At 61.3% G+C, this 25397-nt stretch carries 21 protein-coding genes; 3 read left to right on the plus strand and 18 right to left on the minus strand.

Annotation, left to right across the window (positions count from 1 at the left end; genetic code table 11):
• Nucleotides 1-31 precede the first annotated feature (31 nt).
• Nucleotides 32-2368, minus strand: a complete 2337-nt coding sequence (locus tag BLV09_RS09530; protein ID WP_146687105.1) for a Tex family protein — start codon at nt 2366-2368, stop codon at nt 32-34.
• Between the two features lie 239 nt (nt 2369-2607).
• On the opposite strand from BLV09_RS09530, the gene BLV09_RS09535 reads away from it, so the two are divergent.
• Both BLV09_RS09535 and BLV09_RS09540 read left to right on the plus strand, forming a co-directional pair.
• The gene (locus BLV09_RS09535) at nt 2608-3864 is read left to right on the plus strand and encodes an Hsp70 family protein (RefSeq protein ID WP_146687106.1); all 1257 of its coding nucleotides are present in this window, start codon (nt 2608-2610) and stop codon (nt 3862-3864) included.
• A gap of 177 nt (nt 3865-4041) precedes the next feature.
• On the plus strand, nt 4042-4611 hold the full coding sequence (locus tag BLV09_RS09540; RefSeq protein WP_146687107.1) for an alpha-ketoglutarate-dependent dioxygenase AlkB: 570 nt from the start codon (nt 4042-4044) through the stop codon (nt 4609-4611).
• A 288-nt stretch (nt 4612-4899) separates the two neighbouring features.
• On the opposite strand, the gene BLV09_RS09545 is transcribed toward BLV09_RS09540, so the two are convergent.
• The 8 genes from BLV09_RS09545 to BLV09_RS09580 form a co-directional block, all read right to left on the minus strand.
• Nucleotides 4900-5679 (minus strand): ABC transporter ATP-binding protein, encoded by a 780-nt coding sequence (locus tag BLV09_RS09545; RefSeq protein ID WP_146687108.1) that lies wholly within the window; start codon nt 5677-5679, stop codon nt 4900-4902.
• Nucleotides 5672-6457 (minus strand): ABC transporter permease, encoded by a 786-nt coding sequence (locus tag BLV09_RS09550; RefSeq protein WP_244549153.1) that lies wholly within the window; start codon nt 6455-6457, stop codon nt 5672-5674. The genes BLV09_RS09545 and BLV09_RS09550 overlap by 8 nt, the downstream gene beginning before the upstream one ends.
• A 68-nt stretch (nt 6458-6525) precedes the next feature.
• Nucleotides 6526-7485, minus strand: a complete 960-nt coding sequence (locus BLV09_RS09555) for an ABC transporter substrate-binding protein (RefSeq protein ID WP_100381248.1) — start codon at nt 7483-7485, stop codon at nt 6526-6528.
• A gap of 226 nt (nt 7486-7711) precedes the next feature.
• A complete protein-coding gene (locus BLV09_RS09560) occupies nt 7712-8668 on the minus strand; it encodes a catechol 2,3-dioxygenase (RefSeq protein ID WP_146687110.1) in 957 nt (318 codons plus the stop codon).
• An 18-nt stretch (nt 8669-8686) separates the two neighbouring features.
• Nucleotides 8687-9535, minus strand: a complete 849-nt coding sequence (locus tag BLV09_RS09565; protein ID WP_244549018.1) for a hypothetical protein — start codon at nt 9533-9535, stop codon at nt 8687-8689.
• A 55-nt stretch (nt 9536-9590) separates the two neighbouring features.
• Nucleotides 9591-10313 carry a PIG-L deacetylase family protein gene (locus tag BLV09_RS09570; RefSeq protein WP_146687112.1) on the minus strand — a complete coding sequence of 241 codons (723 nt, stop codon included), beginning with the start codon at nt 10311-10313 and terminating at the stop codon, nt 9591-9593.
• A 70-nt stretch (nt 10314-10383) separates the two neighbouring features.
• On the minus strand, nt 10384-11637 hold the full coding sequence (locus tag BLV09_RS09575; protein ID WP_146687113.1) for an FAD-dependent monooxygenase: 1254 nt from the start codon (nt 11635-11637) through the stop codon (nt 10384-10386).
• A gap of 61 nt (nt 11638-11698) precedes the next feature.
• Nucleotides 11699-12943 (minus strand): MFS transporter, encoded by a 1245-nt coding sequence (locus BLV09_RS09580; protein WP_146687114.1) that lies wholly within the window; start codon nt 12941-12943, stop codon nt 11699-11701.
• Nucleotides 12944-13094: 151 nt separating this feature from the next.
• Between BLV09_RS09580 and BLV09_RS09585 the strand changes: the two genes are divergently transcribed.
• Entirely contained in the window at nt 13095-14063 is a 969-nt protein-coding gene (locus tag BLV09_RS09585; RefSeq protein ID WP_146687115.1) for a LysR family transcriptional regulator, read from the plus strand.
• 28 nt (nt 14064-14091) lie between these two features.
• Here the strand turns inward: BLV09_RS09585 and BLV09_RS09590 are convergent, their stop codons facing one another.
• The 9 genes from BLV09_RS09590 to BLV09_RS09630 all read right to left on the minus strand — a co-directional run bounded on the left by BLV09_RS09590 (nt 14092) and on the right by BLV09_RS09630 (nt 25386).
• Nucleotides 14092-15351, minus strand: coding sequence for an MFS transporter (locus BLV09_RS09590; protein ID WP_146687116.1), 1260 nt, complete (start codon nt 15349-15351; stop codon nt 14092-14094).
• Nucleotides 15352-15549: 198 nt separating this feature from the next.
• Complete coding sequence (prpB, locus tag BLV09_RS09595) at nt 15550-16470, minus strand: methylisocitrate lyase (protein ID WP_146687117.1); 921 nt, start codon at nt 16468-16470, stop codon at nt 15550-15552.
• Between the two features lie 178 nt (nt 16471-16648).
• Nucleotides 16649-18742, minus strand: a complete 2094-nt coding sequence (locus BLV09_RS09600) for an adenylate/guanylate cyclase domain-containing protein (protein ID WP_146687118.1) — start codon at nt 18740-18742, stop codon at nt 16649-16651.
• Between the two features lie 111 nt (nt 18743-18853).
• Entirely contained in the window at nt 18854-19795 is a 942-nt protein-coding gene (locus BLV09_RS09605; protein ID WP_146687119.1) for an HlyD family secretion protein, read from the minus strand.
• Entirely contained in the window at nt 19792-20037 is a 246-nt protein-coding gene (locus BLV09_RS09610; protein WP_100381237.1) for a DUF3302 domain-containing protein, read from the minus strand. The genes BLV09_RS09605 and BLV09_RS09610 overlap by 4 nt, the downstream gene beginning before the upstream one ends.
• 10 nt (nt 20038-20047) lie before the next feature.
• Nucleotides 20048-21094, minus strand: coding sequence for a DUF1254 domain-containing protein (locus BLV09_RS09615; protein ID WP_146687120.1), 1047 nt, complete (start codon nt 21092-21094; stop codon nt 20048-20050).
• A 12-nt stretch (nt 21095-21106) separates the two neighbouring features.
• Complete coding sequence (locus tag BLV09_RS09620; protein WP_146687121.1) at nt 21107-22513, minus strand: DUF1254 domain-containing protein; 1407 nt, start codon at nt 22511-22513, stop codon at nt 21107-21109.
• A gap of 13 nt (nt 22514-22526) precedes the next feature.
• Nucleotides 22527-23543, minus strand: coding sequence for an HAD family hydrolase (locus tag BLV09_RS09625; RefSeq protein ID WP_146687122.1), 1017 nt, complete (start codon nt 23541-23543; stop codon nt 22527-22529).
• A gap of 79 nt (nt 23544-23622) precedes the next feature.
• On the minus strand, nt 23623-25386 hold the full coding sequence (locus tag BLV09_RS09630; RefSeq protein ID WP_146691040.1) for an arylsulfatase: 1764 nt from the start codon (nt 25384-25386) through the stop codon (nt 23623-23625).
• Nucleotides 25387-25397: the final 11 nt, after the last annotated feature.

Here is a 25397-nt window from a genome sequence, read left to right on the forward strand (position 1 = left end):
ATACGCACTCGATCTACCGGCTTCACTCCCACTAGGTCCTCGGTTTGCCGTTCCCCGCCTTCTCGCTGGCGCGGCGCAAGGCTTCCGCGAGCGCCCCGCCGCCGGAGGGCTGTTGCGGCTTGCGCGCCGATGACGACATCGACGCGCGGGAATTGTCGCGCGGCATGCCTTGCGGGCGCTCGGTCTTTCCACCGAGTTCATCGTCGAGACGCAGCGTCAGCGCGATACGTTTGCGGGCGACATCGACCTCCAGCACCTTCACCTTGACGATGTCGCCCGACTTCACCACCTCGCGCGGATCCTTGATAAAGGACCTCGACATCGCCGAGATGTGCACCAGGCCATCCTGATGCACGCCGATATCGACAAAGGCACCGAACGCCGCGACGTTGGTGACGGCGCCTTCGAGGACCATGCCGGGCTTGAGGTCCTTGAGCGTCTCGACACCTTCCTTGAACACCGCGGCCTTGAAGGCCGGACGCGGGTCGCGGCCGGGCTTTTCCAGCTCGCGCAGGATGTCGGTCACGGTCGGCAAACCAAAGGTGTCGTCGACAAAGCTTTGCGGCTTGACCTGGCGCAGGATCTCCGCGTTGCCGATCAGCGCCTTGATGTCGCTCTTGGTCGCCGCCAGAATCCGCCGCACCACCGGATAGGATTCCGGATGAACGCCGGAAGCATCGAGCGGGTCGTCGCCATTGGTGATGCGCAGGAATCCGGCGCATTGTTCGAACGCCTTCGGCCCCAGCCGCGGGACCTGTTTCAGCGCCTTGCGTGATGTGAACGGGCCGTTGGCGTCGCGGTGCTGGACGATGCTCTGCGCCAGCCCGGAACCGATCCCCGACACGCGTGCCAGCAGCGGCGCAGAGGCGGTGTTGGCGTCGACACCAACGGCATTCACGCAGTCTTCAACAACGGCGTCGAGCGAGCGCGCAAGTTTGCTCTCGCCGAGGTCATGTTGATACTGCCCGACCCCGATCGCCTTCGGGTCGATCTTGACCAGCTCGGCCAATGGATCCTGCAGCCGCCGCGCGATCGATACCGCGCCGCGCAGGGTGACGTCGAGATCCGGCAGTTCCTCGGAAGCAAAGGCCGACGCCGAATAGACCGAAGCACCGGCCTCCGACACCACGATCTTCGACATCTTGAGTTCCGGCAGCAGTTTTACCAGATCGGTCGCGAGCTTGTCGGTCTCCCGCGACGCGGTGCCGTTGCCGATCGCGATCAGGTCGACGCGATGCTGTTGCGCGAGCTTGCCCAGCACCGCCAACGCTTCATCCCAGCGCCGCGCTGGCTCGTGCGGATAGATCGTGGCGGTCGCAACCACCTTGCCGGTTGCATCGACGACGGCAACCTTGACGCCGGAACGGAAACCCGGATCGAGACCCATGGTGACGCGGGCGCCGGCGGGCGCTGCCAGCAATAGGTCGCGCAGGTTCGATGCGAACACACGCACGGCTTCGGTTTCCGCCAACGTCCATAGCCGCATGCGCAGATCGATGTTGAGATGGAGCTGAATTTTTGTCCGCCACGCCCACCGCGCGGTCTCCGCCAGCCAGCGGTCGCCGGGACGGCTTTGATCGGAAATACCAAAGCGATGCATGATCTTCAGTTCATAGGGACTGACCGCGGCCGGCGTCGAGCTTGGCGGCTCTGGCTGCATCTGCAGGTCGAGAATCTCTTCCTTTTCGCCGCGGAACATCGCGAGGATCCGGTGCGACGGTAGTTTGGTGAGCGGCTCGCTGAAATCGAAATAATCCTTGAACTTCTCACCCTCGGTTTTCTTGCCGTCGCGCACGCTCGATGCCATCAGACCGCTTGACCACATCTGCTCGCGCAGCGCGCCGATCAGGTCGGCGTCTTCGGCGAAGCGCTCGACCAGAATGGCGCGGGCGCCGTCGAGCGCGGCCGCGGCATCGGCCACCTGCTTGTCGGCATTGATGAACGGCGCGGCGGCGGCCTGCGGATCGTTCTGCGGCTGCGTCAACAGCAACTCGGCCAGCGGCTCCAGTCCCGCCTCCTTGGCGATCTCGGCCTTGGTGCGGCGCTTCGGCTTGAACGGAAGATAAATGTCTTCGAGACGGCCCTTGCTGTCGGCCGCCAAAATGGCCGCTTCCAGCGCGGCATCGAGCTTGCCCTGGTCGCGGACCGAATTGAGGATCGCGACGCGACGCTCTTCAAGTTCGCGCAGATAGTTCAGGCGCTCTTCCAGCGTGCGCAATTGCGCGTCGTCGAGCGCGCCGGTCATTTCCTTGCGGTAGCGCGCAACGAAGGGGACCGTAGCGCCGCCGTCGAGCAACGCGACCGTCGCCTCGACCTGCTGCTCGCGGATACCAAGTTCTTGGGCAATCTGTCGATGAATGTTAGCCAAGCGAAATCTTTCTGAAGCAGTGGCGGCGCGTGAATCGTCGGCCGCGGGGAGACCGCTTATGAACCATCAGCGATCGAACTCTCAACCCACCACATCAAACAAATTGTTCTGTGGATGGAGGTCATTCAGTTGCTGCCTGATCCGGTTTGGGCGGGATGGCTCGCATGCATTTGCACGACAAGATAAAGGTGGATCGATGGCGCTTTAATGTGTAGACGGGCGTTCCTTCTGGAGCGCTCATGTCAATCTGCGGACTAGATTTCGGAACATCCAACACGACGCTCGGCACCATCGAAGGCCATGCGCCGGTCTTGACGGCGCTGGAGACCGGCCAGACGACGATCCCGAGCGCGATCTTCTACGAGGTGGACGGCGCCGTCCTGATCGGCCGCAAAGCGATCGAAGCCTATGTCGACGGCGCACCCGGCCGCCTCATGCGCAGCCTCAAATCAGTGCTCGGTACGTCGCTCATCGACGAGACCACCCGGCTCGGACGCGAACGGACCAGCTTTCGCGATGTGATCGCCTATTACCTGGGCGCGGTCAAACGGCGTGCCGAACAGGCCAGCGGTCGCGAGCTGCGTGACGTGGTCCACGGCCGGCCGGTGCACTTCGTCGACAACGCGCCCGACGCCGACCGCAAGGCGGAGCAAACCCTGCGGGAGATTGCGCGCGAGATCGGCTTCGATGACGTCACATTTCAGTTCGAGCCGATTGCCGCCGCGCTGGACTATGAGCGCGAGATCTCAAGCGAGGAAGTCGCATTGATCGCCGATATCGGTGGTGGCACGTCGGATTTTTCGATCGTGCGTCTTGGCCCCCAGCATCACGGCAAGGGTGATCGCTCTGCGGATATTCTCGCCAATGACGGCGTGCGCATCGGCGGCACCGATTTTGATCGGCAACTCAGTCTCGGTGTCGTCATGCCACTGTTTGGTTTTGGCAGCGCCATGAAGCGCCCTGGCCTCGATGTGCCATCGAGCTATTTCCACGACCTGGCGACCTGGTCGAACATCAACCGCATGTATGAGCCGGGCGTCATCGCGGATATCCGCCGGGTTCGGCACGAGGCCGCTGAGCCCGCCCTGCTCGACCGGCTGGTGCGTGTGGTCGACGAACAGCGCGGCCATACGCTGGCGATGGAGGTCGAGGAAGCCAAGATCGCGCTGTCCGACCAGCGTCGGGCGGATATTCCGCTGGAATGGGTCGCGCCGGGCCTCAGCGCCGCCATCGGTCGCCCCGATCTTGTGAGCCACACGAGGCAACTGGCCGATCGCATCGCCGCCCGCATCAAGATCTGCCTGGCGCAGGCGCGATTGTCCGCTGAAGACATCGACGCCGTGTTCCTGACCGGCGGTTCGGTGAGGCTCGCCCATGTCCGCAAGGCGATTACGAAGGCTGTGCCATCGGCGCGGATCGTCGAAGGTGACACTTTTGGTGCGGTCGGCAAGGGTCTTACCCTCGAGGCGCTGCGGCGATATGGGCCGAGGAATTGAGATCGGCACGGAACGTTATTCGCCGCCGCGGCCAGCCAAAGATAAACTGAGCTCGTTCGATTCAGTTTTCCGCTTTGGGCCAGCCCCCTGCTCCCGGGTTCCCCGGAAGCGGCTCTTCATTTGCCGCCGCAGCATCCTATCTTTTGGTGATCAACCATTCGCCAAAGGAAGGCCGGCTTGTCTGAGCAGCTTGCCCTTTTTGCCAACAAGCCCGCTTCTCCGGAGGGCCTGCGCTACGCTGCCGACTTCGTTTCTCCCGAGGTTGAACGGGAGCTGATCGCGCGCATCGCGGCGCTGCCGCTACAGCCGTTCCAGTTCGGCCAATACGAAGGCAAACGCCGGGTAGCCTCGTTCGGATTTCGCTACGATTATTCGCTGCGCCGTATGCAGGAAGCTAACCCGATCCCGGAATGGCTCAACCCAACTATCACAGAGGTCGAGGCGTTCGGCGGTCCGGCAACCCGCATCCGGCAAATTCTCTGCACCGAATACGACACCGGCGTCGGCATCGGCTGGCACCGGGACAAACCGCAATACGACAGGGTCTTCGGCCTGTCGCTGGGATCCGCCTGCAAATTTCGCTTTCGGCGGCCGGCTGGCGAAAAGTGGCAGCGCTTCACGCTCAACGCCGAGCCGCGCTCGATCTACATGATGTCGGGCCCATCCCGAAAAGAATGGGAACACAGCATTCCTTCCGTCGAGGCTCCGCGCTATTCGATCACGTTTCGGACGATGGTCGATCAATAGGCTCGCGCGTCAGCCTGGGATGAACAGGTCTTTCCACTGCGGGGCAAGATATCTCGTGAAGACGGAGGCCGGCACCGCGAGCCGGAAATCACCCAGCACATGCGGCAAATGTCCCGGTTCGAAACTTGAATGCCATCGTCGACCCCGACACGCCTATTCGAATCCCGGCGCGCCTGGTAGCCGCGCATTGGTCGAAGCGTGCAGGTATTCGGTTCGAAGCGACGTCCGGAAAATCCGACGAGAAAGCGAAGGAAAAAGCGCCAGGGAATAAGTCAGCAAATAACGGGATTAACCCGCCTTGCGCCCGTGATGGCTATGCAATTGCGATGACAGCAGGCGCCGCCACTCGTTGAACTCTGCGCTTGCAATATCGCGCGGCCTTGGCAGATCGATACTGTACTCGGTGTCGATCCGGCCGGGTCCGGGCGACATGACCACAACCCGGTCGGCTAGAAAGATCGCTTCCTCGATCGCGTGCGTGACGAAAAGAACCGTGAGGCCGGTTCGTGACCAGATCTCGACCAGTTCATCCTGCAACCGCTCCCGCGTCATGGCGTCGAGCGCGCCAAACGGCTCGTCCATCAGCACGATCTCGGCATCGTTGGCGAGGACGCGAGCGATGGCGACGCGCTGCTTCATCCCCCCGGAAAGCTGGTGCGGGTAGACATCGGCGAAGTTCTGCAAACCCACGAGATTGATGAAATGATCGGATGTTTCGCGGATTTCGGCCTTGGTGCGCCCCCTCGATTTCGGCCCGAAGCCGATATTGTCGCGAACGTTGAGCCAGGGAAACAGCCCGTAGTCCTGAAACACCATGCCGCGGCTGGGACCTGGTCCTGATATCGGCACGCCCCACATCAGATTGTCGCCATGTGTTGCGGTCTCAAAACCGGCAGCCATGCGCAACAGCGTGGACTTGCCGCAGCCGGAGGCGCCGATCAGGCAGATGAATTCGCCCTTTTTCACACGCAGATTGGCGCCGCGCAGCGCCTCGATCGGCCGCCCGTTCTGCGAATAGGTCTTGCCGACGTTCTTCATTTCCAGAATCGGAATCGTGGCTTCAGCCATGCGACGGGCTCCAGGCCAAAAGCCGGCGCCCGATCAGCATGACAAGTTGGTCGGACAGGAAGCCGAAAATACCGATGACGATCATGCCGGAAATCACGATTTCGGTGCGCGAGAGCTGCCGTGCTTCCATGATGATGGCGCCGAGGCCGGTTTGCACGCCGGTCATTTCCCCGACAACGATCACAACCCACGCAAAGCCCAGTCCGAGCCGCATGCCGGTGAAGATGGACGGCAACGCGGCGGGCAGCACGACGCGGAAAAACTGTGCCGGGCCGCTGCAGCCAAGCATTGAAGCCGCTTCGAACAATCGCGGCTCGACCGAACGCACCCCGAATATCGTGTTCACCAGGATCGGATAGAACGCGCCGAGAAAGACCAGAAAGACGGCAGAGCGCGGCCCGAGCCCGAAGATGATCATCGCCAGCGGCAGCCACGCCGTAACCGGGACAGGGCGAAGAATCTGAATGGTGGGATCGACGAGTTGCCGGACCAGCGGCACGCGGCCGATCAGCATTCCCAGCGGCAGCGCGACGATCAAGGCCAGCGCAAAGCCGCCATAGACGCGGCTGACCGAAGCCAGCAAATGGACGTGCAGGGTCCGGCTATAGGCATCGTCATTGATGCCGCCAAAGGCGAGATCCCGCAGCTCCAGCCAGACATCATAGGGCGGCGGGATGAGACTTCCCGGCCGCCCCGCGGTGGAAAAATGCCAGAAGGCGAGCAGCACCGCGGGAAATGTAATCGCCAGCAACACCGGCCGCAGGCGCGGCCACCACACCGCCGCCGCCGAAGGTTCGCGTGCGGCAGCAGCGTCGTCCTCGGTATGGGACGCGAGCGTGGTCACGATCAGGTCGGCTTCATCGCATCGACGAAACTGGTGTCGATGAAGGTGGCGAAGTCAGGCACGCGCTTGATCTGTTTCAGCGCCAGCATGTGGTCGGCATAGACTTTTGACTCCTCGATCTCCTTCGGCCCAAGCCGCCACGTCAATTCGACATTGGGTACCGACGCCTCGATCGCCTCCTTCTTCTGCCCGAGCTTGCTGGACGCCATCGCGACCATCGCGTCCTTGTTGGTCGCTGCGAAGTCAGTTGCGCGCTGGTGAATACCCATCATCACACGGACGAGGTCCGGCTTTTCGGTGATCAGGTCGCGATGTGTCCCGAACACCATGTTGAGGGAGCCCATGGCCGTCGAATACGGATATTCAACCAGCGTGCCGACGCCGCTGGACAGCGACACGCCGGGACCGGGCTCGGCGCCGACATAGGCGTCGACGTCGCCACGCGACAACGCGATATGCATTTCGCTGAAGGAGACGCGGACCGGCTCGACGTCCTTGATGCTCATGCCTTCCATGCGCAACCGCTCCAGGAAGAAGACCTCCTGCGTGGTTCCCGGAAACACCGCAACGCGCTTACCTCTGAGATCCTTGATCGAGGTGATGCCCTCGCCTTTCTTGGCGATGATCGCCATGCCGCGATTGCAGGTCGAGGCAATCACCACGACCGGCTCACCGGCGGCGGCGCCGAGGATCGCGGCCGCGATACCGAACGCGCCGAAATCGACCGACTTGGTCACGACGGCATTCTTGCATTCGGTCGGCGTTTCGAACGGCAGCACTTCGATCTTGTAACCCGCCGGCACGAACTGATCGTAGAAATAGGGAGCGATGGAATGGATCAGCTTCAGTGCGCCGGCGCGAATGACAATCGGCTCGCCCTCGGCCCGCACGATCGCGGGCGCCGCAAACAGCCCCACCCCGAGGCCGGCAATGAATTCACGACGGCGTATTCCAGATGTCATCGACACAACTCCTTTGTTGCTCCGCAAAATGCAACAAACATGCCGATACACAGGATCTTGGCTGCCGAGCCGTTCACCTCGCTGTGACGCATAGACCGCGCGATGATGCAAACCAAGCCGGCCTTCGCGGGCACGGAAGGCCACGGGGGGAAACCTGTCTCCCCGTGCTGCATCAAAATTGGGCTGTCGAGGTCCTAACTGATCAAGAAACAGCCGACATCGCGCCTCACCGCGTGACCGGCGGCGTCCCGTGGGTATGAAACGACTCGATCGTCTTCAGGCCCCACGCCTGGCCCTTCTTGCGCTCTTCTTCGGTCCATACGATCGGCTTCCAGTCCGGCGCCAGAATGAGCCGCGCACCGGCATTGGCGATTTCGACGCGGTTGCCGCCGGGCTCGTAGACATAGAGGAAGAACGTTTGCTGGATGGCGTGCTTGTGCGGGCCGGTCTCGATGTAGATGCCGTTCTCCAGGAAGATATCGGCAGCGCGCAAAATCTCTTCGCGGCTATCGAGCGCATAGGTCACGTGGTGGAATCGGCCGGGCGTATTGGAGTGATCGTGTGAATAGGCGAAGTCGTAGCTCTTGTTCGACATCGTCATCCACATCGCGGCTTCGGTGCCGTCGTTGAGGACGATCTGCTCGGTCAACCGGCAGCCCAGATACGTCTCAAAGAAGATGCGGTTGGCCTTGATGTCGACCGCCAGGCAATTGAGGTGATCGAGGCGGCGGACATTGATGCCGCGGGCGGGAAAGCGCTGCGCCTGGTTCTTCAATGCAGGCTTGAGTTCGGCCGGCGCCTCGTACCATTCGGTCTCGTAATAGAGCTCGACGATATGGCCGTCGGGATCCCTGCAGCGAAACGCCGGCCCCTGCCCCATGTCGCCATCGACCCAGCCGATGTCGAAACCCGAGCCCTTGAGCGCGGCGACGCGCCGCTCCAGCGCCTGCGGGCTGCGGGCGCGCAGCGCCATGTGCTCCATGCCAGAGGTTTTCGAGGCGGTGAGCTTGAGCGAATAGCGCTCATAATCGTCCCAGCCGCGCAAATACACCGACTCGCCCTTGCGGCCGCTGATGGTCATGCCCATGACGTCGACGAAGAATTTCAGGCTCTCGTCCGGCTTCGGCGTCAGCAATTCCATGTGGCCGAGATGGGCGAGATCGAAAATCGGTTCTGGCTGCATGCGAAGCTCCCGTATGACCTAGCGCAGCGACCGCGTCAGGTCGTCAAACAATTCATCGACGGAAAAGGCCCGGGGAATGAGCCCCTGCTGCGCGGTATAGAGGCTGATCATCGCCAGCGAGCGGCTCATTTCTTCGGTGCTGAACCGCGGCGACGCGGCCGGCGCACGGGCCGCGCGCTCCTGCAGCATCCTGAAAACTTCCCGTACCGCTTCGGGATGTTTATCGGATAGCGCTTCGCTGACCACAACCATATGGTTGATCGGTCGTACCTTGTGTTTTGCGAACCAGGCTTTTTCTTCCAAGCCCACGTCCGGAAACAGCGGCTTCAGGCCCGGGCGCTCGACTTTCTCGCCGAGCACCGCGTCGAGTTCGCCGTCGAGCAGCATCTGGATGATCTCTTTGCCCTGCGGCGCGCGCTTGGTCGTATCCCTGAATTCGGCGACATGCGCGTCTTCGAACGTGACCCAATCGATCGAACCGAGATTGACGCCGTAATCGTTGGCGAGAATACCACGCAGCCACGCGCCGGTCGTGGTCGTGAAGGAGCGGATGCCGACGCGCTTGCCTTCGAGATCGCGTGGCTTCAACTCACCGAGTTCAGCCCGGTAAAGCGCATAGGCATGCTGAAACCGCGCCACGACCACACTCGGCAGCAGCACCATCGGCTTGCCAAAACTCTTCGCCATCAGATAGGTGACGATCGCCATCTCCGAGACATCGAAGGCCGCATCGCGCACCATGGGCTTGAAGCCCTTATGGGCCGGCGAATACTCCGCAAAATCAAGCGCCACTGAATCGGACTTGATCGACCCATCCTTGAGCGCCGCGGTGCAAGGATGGGTGCCAAGCAAGGTGCGCAGTCGCATCGTCATCTCACTCGCCCCGCGTCGGTCCTGACGATGTTGCGGACAACCACCGTGTTCACGCCAATTCCTCCAGCGCCATCGGAAATAGCCGCTGATAGGCCTCGCCGTAGGTCATGGCCTTGCCGGAATTGCGGCCGCCCTGCATACCCCGCTGAAGCGCGACCCGCTCGTAATAGGCCCACAGGTGCTTTTGCGCCGCAAGAATCTCGAACGTCTTGCGCTTGATATCCCAGACCTCGTCGATATTGAGGATGACCTGCGGCTTGAAGTTGCACATCTCCGGCTGATGCGGCTCGAACAGGAAAACCGGCGGGGCGTTGTAGCTGTATTCGGCCTGCGGCTTGTGGCCCATCGCCTGCGCCACGATGCGCGCTTCCTGCGCATAGGCTGCCGCCGCCGGATGGTCGACGTTATAAGGGTCTTCCAGCGAGTGCGTGAGCACAAAGCTTGGGTTGAGCTCGCGATAGATATCGATCAGCCGATCCATATGCGCCTCGGTGAGGCGCAGCGGGTAATCGCCAGCATCGAAGAATTCGATTTCGGCACCGAGCGCCGCGGCGGCTCGTTCTGCCTCGTCCTTGCGGCCGGCCTTGACCTTCTCAAGCGTCATGCCCGGTTGTTTCCAGGCAAACTGGGATTCCCCTCGCTCGCCGAGCGCCAGGCAGACGATTTTGACGCGATAGCCTTTCTTGGCGTGAAGCGCGATCGCGCCGCCAGCCCGCCACACAAAATCCCCGGGGTGTGCCGAAACCACCAGACCCGTTTTGGGATTGGACATCAGATCTTTCCTCTCTGTATCAACTGTCGAACCCGAGCAATCACCGCATTCCCGATCGATATGTCTCGCGCTATCTGAGCGACTGGCTGGTCGGAGCGCTAGCTGCAGCGGCGGGTGTTTGCAGGTGTCGGCTGTCGCTTAGGTACGTCATGGCTGCCTTTTCGACATCGTAATCGTAAAGCGATTTGCGGAATGCGGCCGAGCTCGCTATTTCCCGATCGCGCTGCTCGAGACTGGCATATTTGGAATCGTAACGGAGCCCGTTTTGCCGCGCCTCAGCCTGAATCATATCGGTGCGCGCGCGGCGGAATTGTTCATATTGCTTCAGGATGTCGGGAACATCGGACGCAGAGCGCCCCTCGAGCAGGACCGCCAGAGCGACGCCGTCCTCGATGGCCTGGTTGGCGCCCTGGCCGAGATGCGGAAGCATCGCGTGGGCCGCGTCACCCAGCAGGGTCAGCCGTCCTTTGGTCCAGGTGGTCAACGGCCTGCGATCGTATAGCCCCCACCAAAAGCAACTCTCGATTTTTCCAAGCAGTTCGGTGACGCGCAGGTCCCATCCCTCGAAGGATGCCGCCAGTTCGTCGCGATCTCCGACCGCCGACCATGACTCAATCGTCTCGTTTTTGGTCGGAACGAAGCCGACATAATTCAGAAGCTGGCCGCTCCGAACCGGAAACACCATGAAATGCTTGCCGTCGCCCATCCAGACCTGATGCGCCTCATTCCGCCAGTTGGGAAGTTTATCGCGCGCGATCAGACCGCGATAGGCACGCGAGCCCGAATATTCGGGGGGCTTTGGTTCGACGATATATTTCTGCAGGCCCGAGTGGATCCCATCGGCCGCGATCACCAAATCCGTCTCCGCGCTCTCGCCATTGGCGAATTTCAACTGCACTGTCGCGGCACTTTGTTCGATTCCGATACAGCGGTAGCCGGTCCGTATCGCGCTCTGCGGCAGAGCTGCCGCGAGCGCATTCAACAAGTCGGCCCGATGCATGCCATACAAGCCGTTCCAGCCGCTGGAGTCCGCGGTGAGGATCGGCCCGACCACCGTTCCATCCATCCGGTAATATTCCGAACCACGGCCAACCTTCGCCCCGACCGCGGCCAGCGCTTCGCCGAGGCCCATCCGCTCCAATTGCCGCAAACTGTTCGGATAGATGAAAACGCCGGCGCCAACCTCGCCCAACGCGTTAGCCTGCTCGAAAACAGTGACCTCGATCCCCCTTCGATGCAGGGCGTTTGCGGCGGAAAGACCGCCAATGCCGCCTCCCACGATCGCGGCGCGAAGGGGTCTGGTCGATATGGTTCTCTCGTTCATCTCGTTCTCTCATTCACTCCGGTCGGCGGGGTGTTGCGTGCAAAAAAGATCCCTCTCCGCGTCAGCGACTGCCTGGCGGATATCGGTATGGCCCCAACGTGAGGACGAGGATGATCGCGACCAGGAGAGCAATCCCAAGTCCAATCAGTCCCGCCGAATAAATACGAAATGCATCGAACGCATGGGCCATGACCCAGGGACCGAGACCGGAACCGAGCGTGAAGAAGCCGAGAACGCAGCCGTAGATGACACCATAATGCGCCATGCCGAAGTAGCGGCTGGTCAGATACGCCATGATGTCGCCTTCCGCTCCGATGCCGAGGCCAAGCAGGATCGCCGCGACGACAGCAAACGGTCCCACGGCGCCGAAGCCGAGCATCGCCATCCCGATCAGAGGGATGATGAAAAAGAATGCCGCGACGGCGGGCCCGTAGAAGCGGTCGAGCGCCAAACCGGAAAGCATGCGCCCGACGATGAGAGACAGCCCCGCCGCTCCAACAGCGGTGGTTGCGGTATCGGCTGAGATACCGCGGTCCGAAAGTATCGGCACGATATGCGCGATCGTGCCGTTCACGGCGGCGGCAACCAGCATCATCGCGACAGCGGTGAACCAGAAACGATAGCCTCGAATGGCCTCTCTCAACGTCAGGCCTTCGAAGTGCCCGGGCTCCCTGCCGCTTTGCGGCGGACGATCCCTGACGAACAGCGCCACGGAAGGGAAACCGACCAGGAAGAGCAGCGCGCCCAAAGCAAAATAGGCTTCGCGCCAGCCGTAATTGGCGACGAAATAATGCGTGTATTTCGGGATCAGCGCCGCGCCGATGCCGATGCCGGCGAGCGTCACGCCAAGCGCTAGACCGCGCCGTGCGTCGAACCAGGTCGAGACCGCGCGCCCATAGGTCAGCGTCGAATGCCCGGCACCGACGACACCGAGAAACGCGTAAAGCAGAACGAACGCGGCCGGACTGGCGCCGAGCAATCCGCCGGAAGCGGTCGCCAGCGCGAACATGACGATGGCCGGAAGCGCGATCCGTTCCACGCCGAAGCGATCCACCAGGATGCCGACAAATGGCATCATGACCGCTCCGGCGGTGTGCGATGCCACCAGCGCGGAAGCGAGGACGCTTCGCTGCCAGCCGAATTCGGCGCTGATCGGCTGCAGCAAAACGCCGAAGGTAAAGAGGATGATGGGACCGTTGCCCACGATGAGGGCGAGCGTGGAGCCCAGAACGACAAGCCAGCCGGAATTGACCTGCTCGAGGTAAACAGGCGCTGCGACACGCTCTCTTACGGCTGAATCGCTCATTAATCCCCCCAGTGCGCCGCTTGTTGGGAAATCTCACCGGGGCGACAACATTGCCCAAAGCATAGGATTTACCGATTTATTTGACAACTTGGCTTTCATCGATCAAGTAATATGGAATTCTTATAAATTGGCTTCGAAGGGAAAATTCCGCGTGAGCGTTACGTTCCGGCAGCTCGAGGCGCTGATCGCGGTGGCGGAGAGCCGCAACTTTACCCGCGCCTCAGAGAAGCTGCGGATGGCGCAGCCGATGGTATCGGGCCTGATTCAGGATCTGGAGACCGAGCTTGGATTTCGCCTGTTCGATCGCACGACGCGTCGCGTGGAACTCACCGAGGCGGCAACAGAGTTTCTGCAGGATGCGCAGCGTCTCGCCGGCGATATCGAGGGCGCGGTTCGCCGGGCCCGCGATGTCGGCGCCCGCCGGCGCGGCCACATCAGGGTCGGCGCTCCGCCGCTTCTCGCCGCAGCGCTGCTGCCGCAGGTGATCAGCGCCTTTGCGCAATCATCCCCCGGCGTTTCCGTGACGCTTGTCGATCGCGCCGTTTCAGCCATTTATGATTTACTGAGACAGGGTGAGATCAATCTCGCCGTCGGCACTTTCCGGCGAAGTGAAGACGGCATCGCGCGAATCCCGCTGGTCTCTTATCTGCTCGCATTGGTGTGCAGGGCAGACCACCCGCTCGCCGCAAACACGCGTCCGCGCTGGAGCGATCTCGCGGGCGTGCCGTTGATTGCGCTCCGCCGCGGAAACGGCATCCGCGAGCAGGTCGAGCGTGGCTATACGGCAGCGGGGCTGGACTCGGAGCCGGCATTCGAACTCGACCAGATGACGACGATCATATCCATGGTTGAGGCTGGCTTTGGCGTCACCGTGCTTCCTCTCTACGCACTGACCGTGATTCCGAAACAATCGCTCGTTGCCCGGCCGCTCGTTGACCCGCCCGTCACGCGCGAGATCGACGTGGCCCATCGCGATGATCGTTCGCTGTCTCCAGCGGCTGCTGATTTCGTTCGCCTTTTGAAGCTTGGCGCAACACAGCTGCAATCGCAGAACGAACGGCTGCTGGAGATCGAGAAGTCCCCTTCCGGCAAGCCCCCGGCGAGCGATATGTTGACGTGATACGGCAGCCTCGAACGCAAAGTTTGCCTTATTTGGCATTCGCCGGCGCATGGACATGCCATAGATCCGCACGCCAGTGCAGCGTAATGGCCATCAACAGCGCAAGACCGGCGGCCACGTAGAGCGTCGCGGTTGCGATAAATCCGACCTCGTCGATCAGGCTGCCGGCCGCCATGAGGCCGAGCGGCAGGCTGTAGATGGCCAGCATCCGCACGCCCATCACCCGGCCGCGGAAGTGTTCGCCCGCGGTGCGCATCAGGACGACCGCGATCGTGATCATCGACATGCTTTGCGAGACTCCCGCCAGCATCAGGCAAGCGACGGCAGCCGGAACGCTCTGAATCTGCGCAAACATCAGCAATGCGACGTACCACATGACCGTCGCGCCGATCATCAGCCGTCCCACCCTCACCCCGCCGATCAGGCTCAGGATCACCGAGCCGATCAGCGAGCCGATGGCAAAACTGGCCGAGAGATATCCGAGCGCTGCCTGGCTGGCGCCGTAAATCTCCCGCGCGATATAGGGCAGCAATCCGTTGGAAAATGGATAGGCCGTCAGGTTGGTGAGGAACGCGATCCAGACCGCCGCGCGCATGCGTGGCGAAGTCCAGACGTGTTCGACGCCTTCGCTGAGGTCGCGAAGCGGCGAGCGCCGCGGCATACCACCAGCCGCCTCATCGACGAGATGGCGTTTCGCCGACATCACGATACAAAAGGTGAGCCACGTGCTGACCACGTAAAGGCTGACGATCACGATATAGGCCGGCCCCACGCCGGCAGCGGCGAGTAATCCCGCTCCGCTCAAGGCGCCGGCGATGCGCGCGATATCCATGGTCGTTCGCGAAACGCTGATCGAGCTGATCAACTGATCCGGTGGCATGATGTTGGCGACAAGTGCCCCGCGCACGCCGAGATCGGACGGACGAACCAGACCCATGATTGCCGAGATGATCAGAACATAAGAGGGCGTTAAATGGCCGGTCAGCGCCAATGTCATCAGTGTGCCGGCAAGCACGGCATAGGATGCCCGCATTATGCCGAGCAGATCGCGATGGCCGAGGCGGTCGCCGATCACGCCGAACAGCGGAGCAATCAGCGTGCCCGTATAGTTGAGCGAGGCAAATAATGTCAGGAGCAGAACCGATCCGGTCTCGGCCAGCACGTACCAGCCAAGAACGATTGTCTCCATCTCGAACGCCCACGACGTGAGCAGGTCGGATGGCCACTGGAAGCGATAATTCCGGATGCGGAAGGGGGCGAGCGCGGAAGGCCGCGCGCGACCGCTCACAACTCGATGCCGCGGTTCATCGCGTTCCACCCTGCCCGATTTTTTATTCCATGAGACGGACTTCTCCGCTCTGGAGCCGCTTTTTTCAAAGTGGATTACAGCGTCGATAACCGCGTGTGTCAATCACGCGAATACCGTTAATGCGGATACGACGATCGCGGCGCTCGCCCCGACCGCATGACCTTTCGACTCCTGATCTTATTTCTGCGGCATCCCCTGCGGGATAATGGTCTGAACGATGGAGGTGTCCAGTGCTTCGTAATCGTGAAGCCCGATTGTTGCGTACAGTTCAGCGCGGGTCTGCATCCGGTCGATCATTCTCTGAGTGCCGCCGTCACGCTTGATGGCGTCGAACAATTGCTGCTGCGCCTTGTTGGCAACGCGAAGCGATGACACCGGCCAGATCACCATCCGGTACCCCATCGCCTCGAATTCGGATGCCGTGAAGAACGGCGTCTTGCCGAATTCGGTCATGTTGGCGAGCAGCGGCACATCAGGCACGCGTCTTGCGAACTCCTCAAACATCTCACGTGAGATCATCGCTTCCGGGAATATCGCGTCGGCGCCGGCCTCAAGATAAAGTTGGGCCCGCGCGACCGCGCCATCCATGCCTTCGCTGGCCGCGGCATCGGTCCTTGCGATGAGATAGAGATGCCGGCGCGCTTTCGCGGCGGCGGCGACCTTGGCCGCCATATCATGCGCGTCGGCGAGCTTCTTGTCGTTGAGATGGCCGCATTTCTTCGGAAGCAGCTGGTCCTCGATGTGAACCGCCGCAGCGCCGGCGTCTTCGAACGTCCGGACCATGTTCATGACGTTGAGGGCTTCGCCGTAGCCGGTGTCGCCGTCGACCAGCACCGGCAGTCCGCTGGCCCGCGATACCTGGCGAGTGAAGAAAGCGACTTCCTCCATCGTAATAATGCCGAGATCCGGCAGGCCCATTGACGCCGTCATGGCAGCGCCCGACAGGTACAGCGCGGAAAATCCCGCGTCCCGCGCCTGAAGCGCGGCCATGCCGTTATGCGTTCCCGGCATCTGCAGGATGCCGGGTTTACTCAAAAGATCGCGGAAACAGACACCGGCCGGGTGATCGGCCAGGGTGGCACCGACAAGATAGCTCATCGCGAATTCCCTCAGGCGGCGCGGGTCGATATCGCGACCTTACCACGCTCCTCCAGCGGGATGAATGCGGGCTTTTTCTCGGCAAGGCGGTTCGTCGTTCCGCGCCGGCTTCGCAATATCCGTAAAGACCGGCCGCAAAAAATAGCCGAAAAAGCAGCGTCTTGCGATAGCGGGGCGCTTAACTGGGAGTAGAGAGGGGCGCGGGCTCACAACACTGCAGATGGTAGCGAGCTACTTTGTCCTGCGGATATTTCGACAGAAACACCGCCAGCTCGGCTTCCGCTGTGACCAACGGCCCGTTGCGAAGCGCCGCGTACACGATCTCCCATTCGCGGCAGAGCTCCGTGTCATCTGCACTGCCATCACCTGATTCCGAAAGTAGTTCGTAGATCTCGAAGGCTTCGGCAAAGCCCTTGGGGCTGATGCGGTCGACACTGCGGAAGTGAAAACGGGATTCCGCGCGCTTCTTGAGAGCGGAGCTGACGAGGATCGACGTCCCGTAGTTCTTGTTGAGGCCTTCAAGCCGCGCGGCCAGATTCACCGTCGCGCCGAGCGCGGTATAATTCATGCGATCCTCCGACCCGATATTGCCGACAACGGCATCTCCGGTATGCAGACCGCACCGCGTGCGGTAGATCGGCCAGCCCTCGCGCTCGAATTCGGCATTGAGGCGATTATTGGCGCGCTGAAACGCAAGCGCGGCGGCGCAGGCGTTGACGGCATGATCGGGATCATCGGCCGGCGCGTTCCAGATCGCCATGATGGCGTCGCCGATGAATTTATCGACGGTGCCGGAATGACTCATGATCTCATGCGACATGGCCGCGAAGTAACGGGAAGTATACTGCATGACCTTGGTGGGGTCGGCCTTTTCGGTAATCTCCGTGAAGTTCACGACGTCGGAAAACAGCAGCGTGACTTCCCGTCGCGTGCCGCCGAGCTGAAGCGGCGTCCCGGTTTCGATCAGCCGTTCGACCAGCCGCTTCGGCACGAAACGCGAGAACGTCTGCGTGACGGTGCGCATCGTGGAGACCGAGCGACCGAGGTCATCGATTTCGCGAATGATTGAGCGCACCGGCGGAGCGGCCGAGGGCTCGAACCTCTGAATCCTGTCGGTCTCCTCAGCCAGCCGTCGCAACGATCGAGACAACAGCGAGCCGATCAGAAAGACGATCGGAACCATCAGTGCAACGAAGCCGAGCGTGAGCGCAAATAGCCGCCCGCGTTCGGAAAGAATGTTGGCGAAAAACTCATCGACCGGCGCCACAATCGCCATACGCAGATTAGCCGGGCCCGAATGAGGTATCGTCTGGAACGCAGCGGCATACAGTCGCCGTGCCGGATCGCGGAAGAACTGTTCGGAGATTCCGCTGGTGCGCCAGGCTCGGATCGCCTTGAGCACACCTGCCATATCTGTTTTGCGAAGGTGAGGAATACTGTCAATGCCCTGGCCCGACACTTCTCGCCCGAGCAACTCGGACATGTTCGGATGGGCCAGGATGCGGTCGTCGTCGTCAAACAGAAACGCCACGCCTGAGGGTGTCAGCCGTTCCCTTTTCAGAAGTTCTTCCGTCACGTTCAGCAGCAGGTCGCCCGCCACCACGCCGCTCCTGCCATGCTCCAGTGTCGACTGAACGGTGTAGCCAAGCTTTCCCGTCGCGAAGAACACGTAAGGCCCGGTCAGCCAGCTGCCGTCGTGGCGGTCGGCATCCTTGTACCAGGGTCTTTCGCGCGGATCGTAATCAAGCGGACCGGCCAATTCCCTGATCGTCTCAAGCTGATCCGACAGAAAGAGCCTTCTTGATTTTATGTGGCCGGGGTCGGACCGCGAGATCACCACCAGGCGAAATGAGGCCCGCTCGGGCGCCTCAAGCCTCGCCCGCGCGTCGTTCCCTGCATTATCGATGGCGTCCATTTCGATGAACGAGCCATCGTTGTAACCGACATACAGATTGAACAACTGCCTGTTATCCCTCAGCATGGCGGCAAGCAATTCGTTGAGCTGCCGATCGTCCTCGATGTCAGCCGACTGAATCGACGGCAGTTCCTTTAAGACTTCGACGCTGTCACGGACCTGCTTCAATTGCGATCCGATCCGGTCCGCCGATTCCTCGGCCACCTTGTTGATAAACTTGCTGGCCGCCGAATTGGTGATTTCGGTGATCCGCGAAAAACTCAGATAGACGAGCGTCAGGCCGATCACGAGAACGATCGCGACAAAGAGCGCGATGATGGATGTCTTGAATCCGAACTGAACGCTTGCGTTCTTCATTTTCGGTTCACCCGGTTGCACCCCCGCGATTGATGTCGATCATAAGCAGCGATACTTGATGCTCCGTCTATTTGCTCTTTGTTCCCCGACTCTCTTTGATCTCAGCCACAATCAAAATGGATTGACGTAGTTCAAGATCGCAATCTGGCGCAGCAGCACCTTGCGGATGACATGCGCCACCTTGACGTGATCGGTGTAGATCGCGGCATCGCCGGTACTGCCGGCCGGCAATGCCTTCGCGATCTCGGCGTCGTCCAGGTGGAAGCGAACCACGAACGGCGGCGTAATATCGGCCTTGGGCGCCACGGCCACTCCCGATGTCTGCACCTGGCCGGTTGCGATCGCCTGCAGGATGCTCTCGACCTTCCCGCTGTAGATCTTTCCAGGCCGGAACTTGAACGTCACCTCGACGGGTTGGCCGGGCTCGATATAGCGGGCATCGTTCTGCGGGATTTCGACGCCGATGATGGTATCTGACGTGTCGATGAAGGCCATCACGGGCGAAAGCGGGAGATTTGCCGTTCGCGCACCCTTGCGCAGCCCAAGGTTGGTCACGTAACCATCGGCCGGCGCCCGAACGGTCGTCTTGTCGAGATTCCATTGCGCGCTTTCGAGCTGGCCTTTGAGCTGATCGACCTCCGACTGGCGCTGCTCCACGTCGAAGGCGCGGCCCGAATCGCGCTCGTACAATTGGGTCATCTGGGCGAGGCGCGTGGCCGATAGTTTTAGCTGCGCCTCGATCGCCGCGACCTGCGCCTGGTAAGGCACGGGGTCAATGCGGAACAAGATGTCACCCGCCTTAAGCTGCTTGTTCGCCTCAACGGGAACGTCGATCACTTCTCCTGCGACGTTAGGCACGATGGCGACCGAATTGCGCACGACCAGAGCCGTTCCCTGCGGCGCACCCCAGTTCATCGGGATGAATAGCCCGAACATCAGCAGCAGCAGCACGATCAGCGGCGACACCTTCCAGAACAGGTTGAAGCGCACGATTCCCAGCCGCACGATCGCGAACAGCAGCACCAGATAGACGTTGAAAATGGCTGCGATCATCGGCCACTCTCCGCGTTGCGGCGCGCTGGTACGTCGACATAGGCCCAGATCAGCGCGACCGGCCACAGCGCAAATCCGAAGATCAGTGTCACCCAGCCGGCCACCGTCACCGCTTCCGCATAGGGATGCCCGCGGGTCCTGGCGATATGGCCGGGCAGCCAGCCGGCGATGAAGAACATCGCCAGCGCGCTTGCGGCCAGAATGAGCAGGACGATCCAGGCGAAGATATCGAGACCAGACATGATCGATCCCTTAACCGGCCGGCTGTGGCTCCGGAAATTTCCAGCTGCCGTTCAGGATTTCGGGGCGCGGACGATAGAGCCGCACGGTGTAATTCCAGCCCTTGGTGATCGGAAGACAGTTGGGTATCTTGCCGTCGCAGCCACCGAACTGGATCGCAATCGAGCCGTCGCTGTTCTTCTTCGCGGTGAGGTCGTTGAGCGTGTAGGCGTCGTACGCATTCTTCTCGTAATAGCCGTCGGCGTTGTAGACGCTGACCGACCAGAACGCATCGACCGGCACATCCCTGACGCTGAGCTTGTAGATCGTGCCGCTGTCGTTGTTGGCTGGTGTGACGTTGAGATAGGTCGCGTCCTTGTCGGGGTTGCCACCCCAGGCCGCCGCGGTACCGATCAGGTGCCTGATCGGATCGACCTGCTCCCTGGTGCCGAACGCTTTCTTGAAGTCAGCGATCGTTGACGCCAGTACGATAAGCGCGTCGCGGACCTTCTTCTGGCTTGCCTGATCCCATTTGGGCGCTTCAAAGCTGCCGGCGCTGCTCTGCGTGGCTTTGATCGCATCCTGCAGCGCATGGGCCTGTTCGATATCCCTCGGATCAGCCGGGTCGACCAACGTCCGGATCGCGACGGCGACATAGCGGGTGCCGGCGTTATCCTTGGTCAGGGTGTAATCGCCCTTGCCGTAGACGACTTCCGGTACGTAGTGGTCCTCGTTGATGACCTGCATCGACATGAAGCGCTTGCCCGCGTCAGGCAGCGCGATCGTGACCGGTCCGGCATCGAGATCGAACACCGCTGAAGAGTAAAGCGTGTCGCGGTTGAGACGGATCACGGTTTGATTGTCGATCCGCGCCGGCTCGCGCCGATGCAGAAATTTTCCGATCCCGCCGCTGTCCTTCAGTATCCCCCCAAAATACAAGTCGGACTCGGCGCGGGCAAAATTGTCGACGGTAACGGGCACGGCACCCCCGGCCTCTGAGTGGCCGGAAGACTGCGCCCGAATGGGGTTGATTGCCGCAAGCGTCGCGACGGCCACACCAATCACGAGCTTCGCCTTCATGTCTTACTCCCTCTAGTTCATCTTCTCGATATCCGACAGCTTCCACGACTTGTCGAAGAACGCCTTGGTCGGCGCGTAGGCGCGGAACATGACCTCGAAGCCGCGCTTCGGATCAGTCGGCACCCAGTTCGAATCCTTGCCCGCCGGAGCCTGCGGGCCGAAGTAGACATCCACCGAATCGTCGGCGTTCTTCTGCATCTCTGGAATTTGCGAAGAGCGGCTGGCGCGCGGCAGGTCGCGGACCAAAGCGTGGGTCGCGCGATCATAGACCGTCGCCGACCAGTACTGCTCGACCGGCGCGTTCGCCGGCACGGTCAGGCGATAGCTCTTGCCGCCGTCAAATGCGTTGCCGTCCTTGTCCTTGATGCTGATCAGATAAAACTGGCCTGCGCCGAGGCGCTTGATGCCGATATAGGCGAAGGAGTAGGTGAGCCCGCGCGCGTCCACTGGATATTTGTCGGGATCGTTGAAGTCCTTCTGCACGGCGGCAAGGAGTTCAGGCAGAGCCGGCACCGTCCATTTGCTGTTCTCATAGAAAGGTGGCAGTCCGGCGTCGTATTTGGCTTCGAGCCAGGCTTGCGCCTCGCGCGCCCCGGCTTCGAGCGCGGCCTTGGTCTTGGCGTCCGGATTGAAAGGCTTGCCCTTCTCGATCCCGATCGACCGCAGCGGATCGATCATCGCCCGGTCGCGCGGCAACCACGGCTCGCTCTGAACGATGCGGTCGAGCGAGGTAAAGAAGCTCGCATCGTAGCGGATCGTGGAGTCAAACACCACGTCCGCGGCATCGGTAAACGTTGTCGCTGGCCGGTTGGCCGCCTGCGACAGAGGATAGACCTTGACCCGCTTGCCATAGGCGACCGATCTGGTGACATCGGCGCTACCATGGCTCGCGAGGTTCGAGCGCAGCAGCGCATAGCTGCCGAACGTCGCGGGCCGAAGCGCGGTATAGCCCGCGGGAACGGCATCGCTGTAACCCGGGGGCAGGATCAGGAATTTGATGCCCGCGCCCTTGTCGATCCCATAAAGGCCCGCGTCTTCGAGCGGAATTTGCCAGACATCGACAAAATTGGCGTTGAGCGAGCCGCCCTCGGCAGGCGGCACCTCCACCACAATCGGCCCTTCCCTGGTGTTGAAGAACGCCATGAAGTAGATCGCATCCGGATTGGGCGTGAGCGTCTGGTTATGCCAGTCGAGCGGACGCGACCAATAGATCACCTGATTGACCTTGCCGCTCGTCTTCTTGAGCATCTCCTGCAGCATCAGGTCATAGTTGACTGCCGACATGCCCCAGTTCACGGCCTCGACCGCGCGGCGCTCGAGGGTGCGCTGCGCGAGTTGGTCTGGTGTCGGCGTCTGCGCGAAGGAGCCTTGCGAGATTGCGGCGACGAGCGGGATGGCGAGGATCAGCAGCATCTTCATGCTTGTCTCTCCCTTACTTCTCGAACGGAAAAACCGTCTTCCAGTCCTGCTTCATGTCGACGACCAGCCAGCCGCGCTTGACGGCTTCATCCCAGGCCTTGTCGAGCTTGCCGAACTTGGATGACCGGTCGTAGGCGTATTCGCGCTCCGCATCGGTATGGTGGACAAGGCCGGCGAAGCGTGCGCCCTCGCCCGCCGCAGTCCATTGCAGCATCTGCAGGTCGCCGTCGGAATTTCCGAATGCGAAAATGGGACGTCGCCCGATGAAGCGGTTGATGCCGACCGGCTTGCCCGAACCGTCATCGACGAACTCGATCTTGGGAAGCTTCATCAGCTCGGGCTTGCCGCTGGCGCCGATCTGAAATTTCACAACGCCGGACGAACCGACCACCTGTTCGGGCGGAATGCCGTAGACCTTCTCCATCCAGGGCCGCATGAATTCGACGCCGCCGCCGGATACGACAAAGGTCTTGAAGCCGTTTGCCCGCAGGTAAGTCAGCAGTTCCAGCATCGGCTGGTAGACGAGCTCGGTATAAGGACGGTGGAAGCGCGGATGGCGCGCGGTCGACGTCCAGTCGAGGACTGTCCTGGCGAACTCCTCCGTAGTCATCCCGGCATGCGTCACCGCCACGATCTGCAGCAGCCCCTTCTCGCCGGCCGCCGCAAGCCCCTTCATGTCGTTGTCGAGCAGCGCCTTGAACGGCTGTGTCGTTTTCCATTCGGGGTGCCGCGGCGCCGTCGCCTTGACCCGGTCGAATGCAAACGCGAGCTGGAAATAGAACGGTTGTTCGGTCCAGAGCGTGCCATCATTATCGAATGTGGCGATACGTTCGGGCACCGGCACGAAGTCCGTGCCGCCTTGCGTCGTCACCCGCGCGACGAAATCGGTGATGGATTTCTTTGCCGCGCCCTCGTTCCAGGACGGCAAGGGATCGGTCTGAGCGTTGGCGTGCGGAAGGGCGACCAGGCTGAAGGCAAGAAAAATAACGACGGAAGTGAACCGCAAGGCGAACGCAACCAACGCGAACATATCAACCCTCGTAGATTTGAGGTCGAAAGCGGAGTCCTACCCGGCCGCCACAGGCGGACCGGTATGTGCGCGACATCAGCTATTTGACGCCGCGCTGCTGGAGTTGCTGGTCGATCATCTGATTTATGCCGGAGCGGATTCGATCGACGCTCTTGGCCCTTTCGCCTGCCTTCTGCCTGTTGTCCTTGATGTCGTCCAACGTCTCTTCAAGGATGGTGGCCGGCACGAAGCTTGGCGGGAATGAACGCGGCGGGAAGTCCCTGAATGTCAGCACGAACGCGCCGACATCGTCCATCGCGCCGTAGACCTGCCCGACATGGTTAAGCTGCCAGTCCCAGAAGGTGTTGGACGTGATATCAGCCCGTTCGAACGGGTCCTGCAGCAGATTGAAGATCTTCTGGAGGCGAAGCTTGGTGAAGGGCTCGGCCCACACTCCCAACGTGCCGGGCAGCCGCTGCTCCGCGTAGACGTACTTGCAGTCACCCTTGCGCAGGCCCACCAGCAAGCCGTCATCATCGGAATAGAAGAACTTGTCGCGGGCGCTCTTCGTCCCGTTGTTATTCCCTGCGGTGCCGCTCACGTTACGCAAAAATCCGGTCTGGTCGAACCCGTCCAGATGTACCTTGTAGTTGATGCCGTTGGCCGTGTAGCCGGCCTTGAGCTTGTTGATGATATCGGGTTCGCCGGCGGCCGCGCAAAGCGTTGGAATCCAGTCGTTGTGGCTCATGATTTCGTTGGTGACCGTGCCGGGCTTGATGACGCCAGGCCAACGGACCAGGCACGGCACGCGGAAGGCGCCTTCCCAGTTGGTGTTCTTCTCGCTGCGGAACCAGGTCATGGCGCCGTCAGGCCACGAGTTCATGTGAGGGCCATTGTCGCTGGAGTAGACGACGATGGTGTCGTTCGTGACGCCCATATCATCCAGGGCTTTAAGCAAGAGGCCCACGGTATCGTCATGCTCCATCATGCCGTCGACATATTCGCTGTCGCCATGCGTGTAGCGACCACGATGCTCAGCGCGGACATGAGTGCGCAGGTGCATGCGGGTCGAGTTGAACCAGACGAAGAACGGTTTGTTGGCGGCTCTTTGCCGCTGCATGAAATCGACGGCGGCGGCCGAAGTTTCGTCGTCGACCGTCTCCATGCGCTTCTTGGTGAGCGCGCCGGTGTCCTCGATGGTCTGCTTGCCGATCTTGCCGAAGCGCGGATCGACGGTGGGGTCATCGCGGTCGGTCGCCTTGCACTTCAGGACACCGCGCGGGCCAAACTTGGCGAGATAGGCGGGATCCTTTGGATAGTCCGGCAGTTCCGGCTCCTCCTCGGCGTTGAGATGGTAGAGGTTGCCAAAGAATTCGTCGAAGCCATTCACGGTCGGCAGCGATTCATTGCGATCACCGACGTGGTTCTTGCCGAACTGTCCTGTGGCGTAGCCGAGGTTCTTGAGCAGACCACCGATCGAGGGATCCAACTGGCTCATGCCCATCGGCGCGCCGGGGAAGCCGACCTTAGTGAGGCCGGAACGAATGCCATGCTGGCCAGTGAGGAATGCCGCGCGGCCGGCGGTGCACGACTGCTCGCCGTAATAATGAAGAAACTTGATGCCCTCGCGGCCGATGCGGTCGATATTCGGAGTTTCGTAACCCATCAGGCCATTGGAGTAGGCGCTGATATTCGCAACCCCGATGTCATCGCCCCAGATAACGAGGATGTTGGGTTTGCGTCCCGATGGGGTTGTTGTCTGCGGCGTTTGCTGGGCCTGTGCGACCTGGGTGCGATCGACGGCGTTGATCGCGGTCGCGGCTGCGAGAGTCGTTCCCGCCAGCAGAATGTTGCGGCGGCTCATGATGCCATTGT

This window comes from Bradyrhizobium canariense, assembly GCF_900105125.1.
GTDB classification, from domain to species: domain Bacteria; phylum Pseudomonadota; class Alphaproteobacteria; order Rhizobiales; family Xanthobacteraceae; genus Bradyrhizobium; species Bradyrhizobium canariense_A.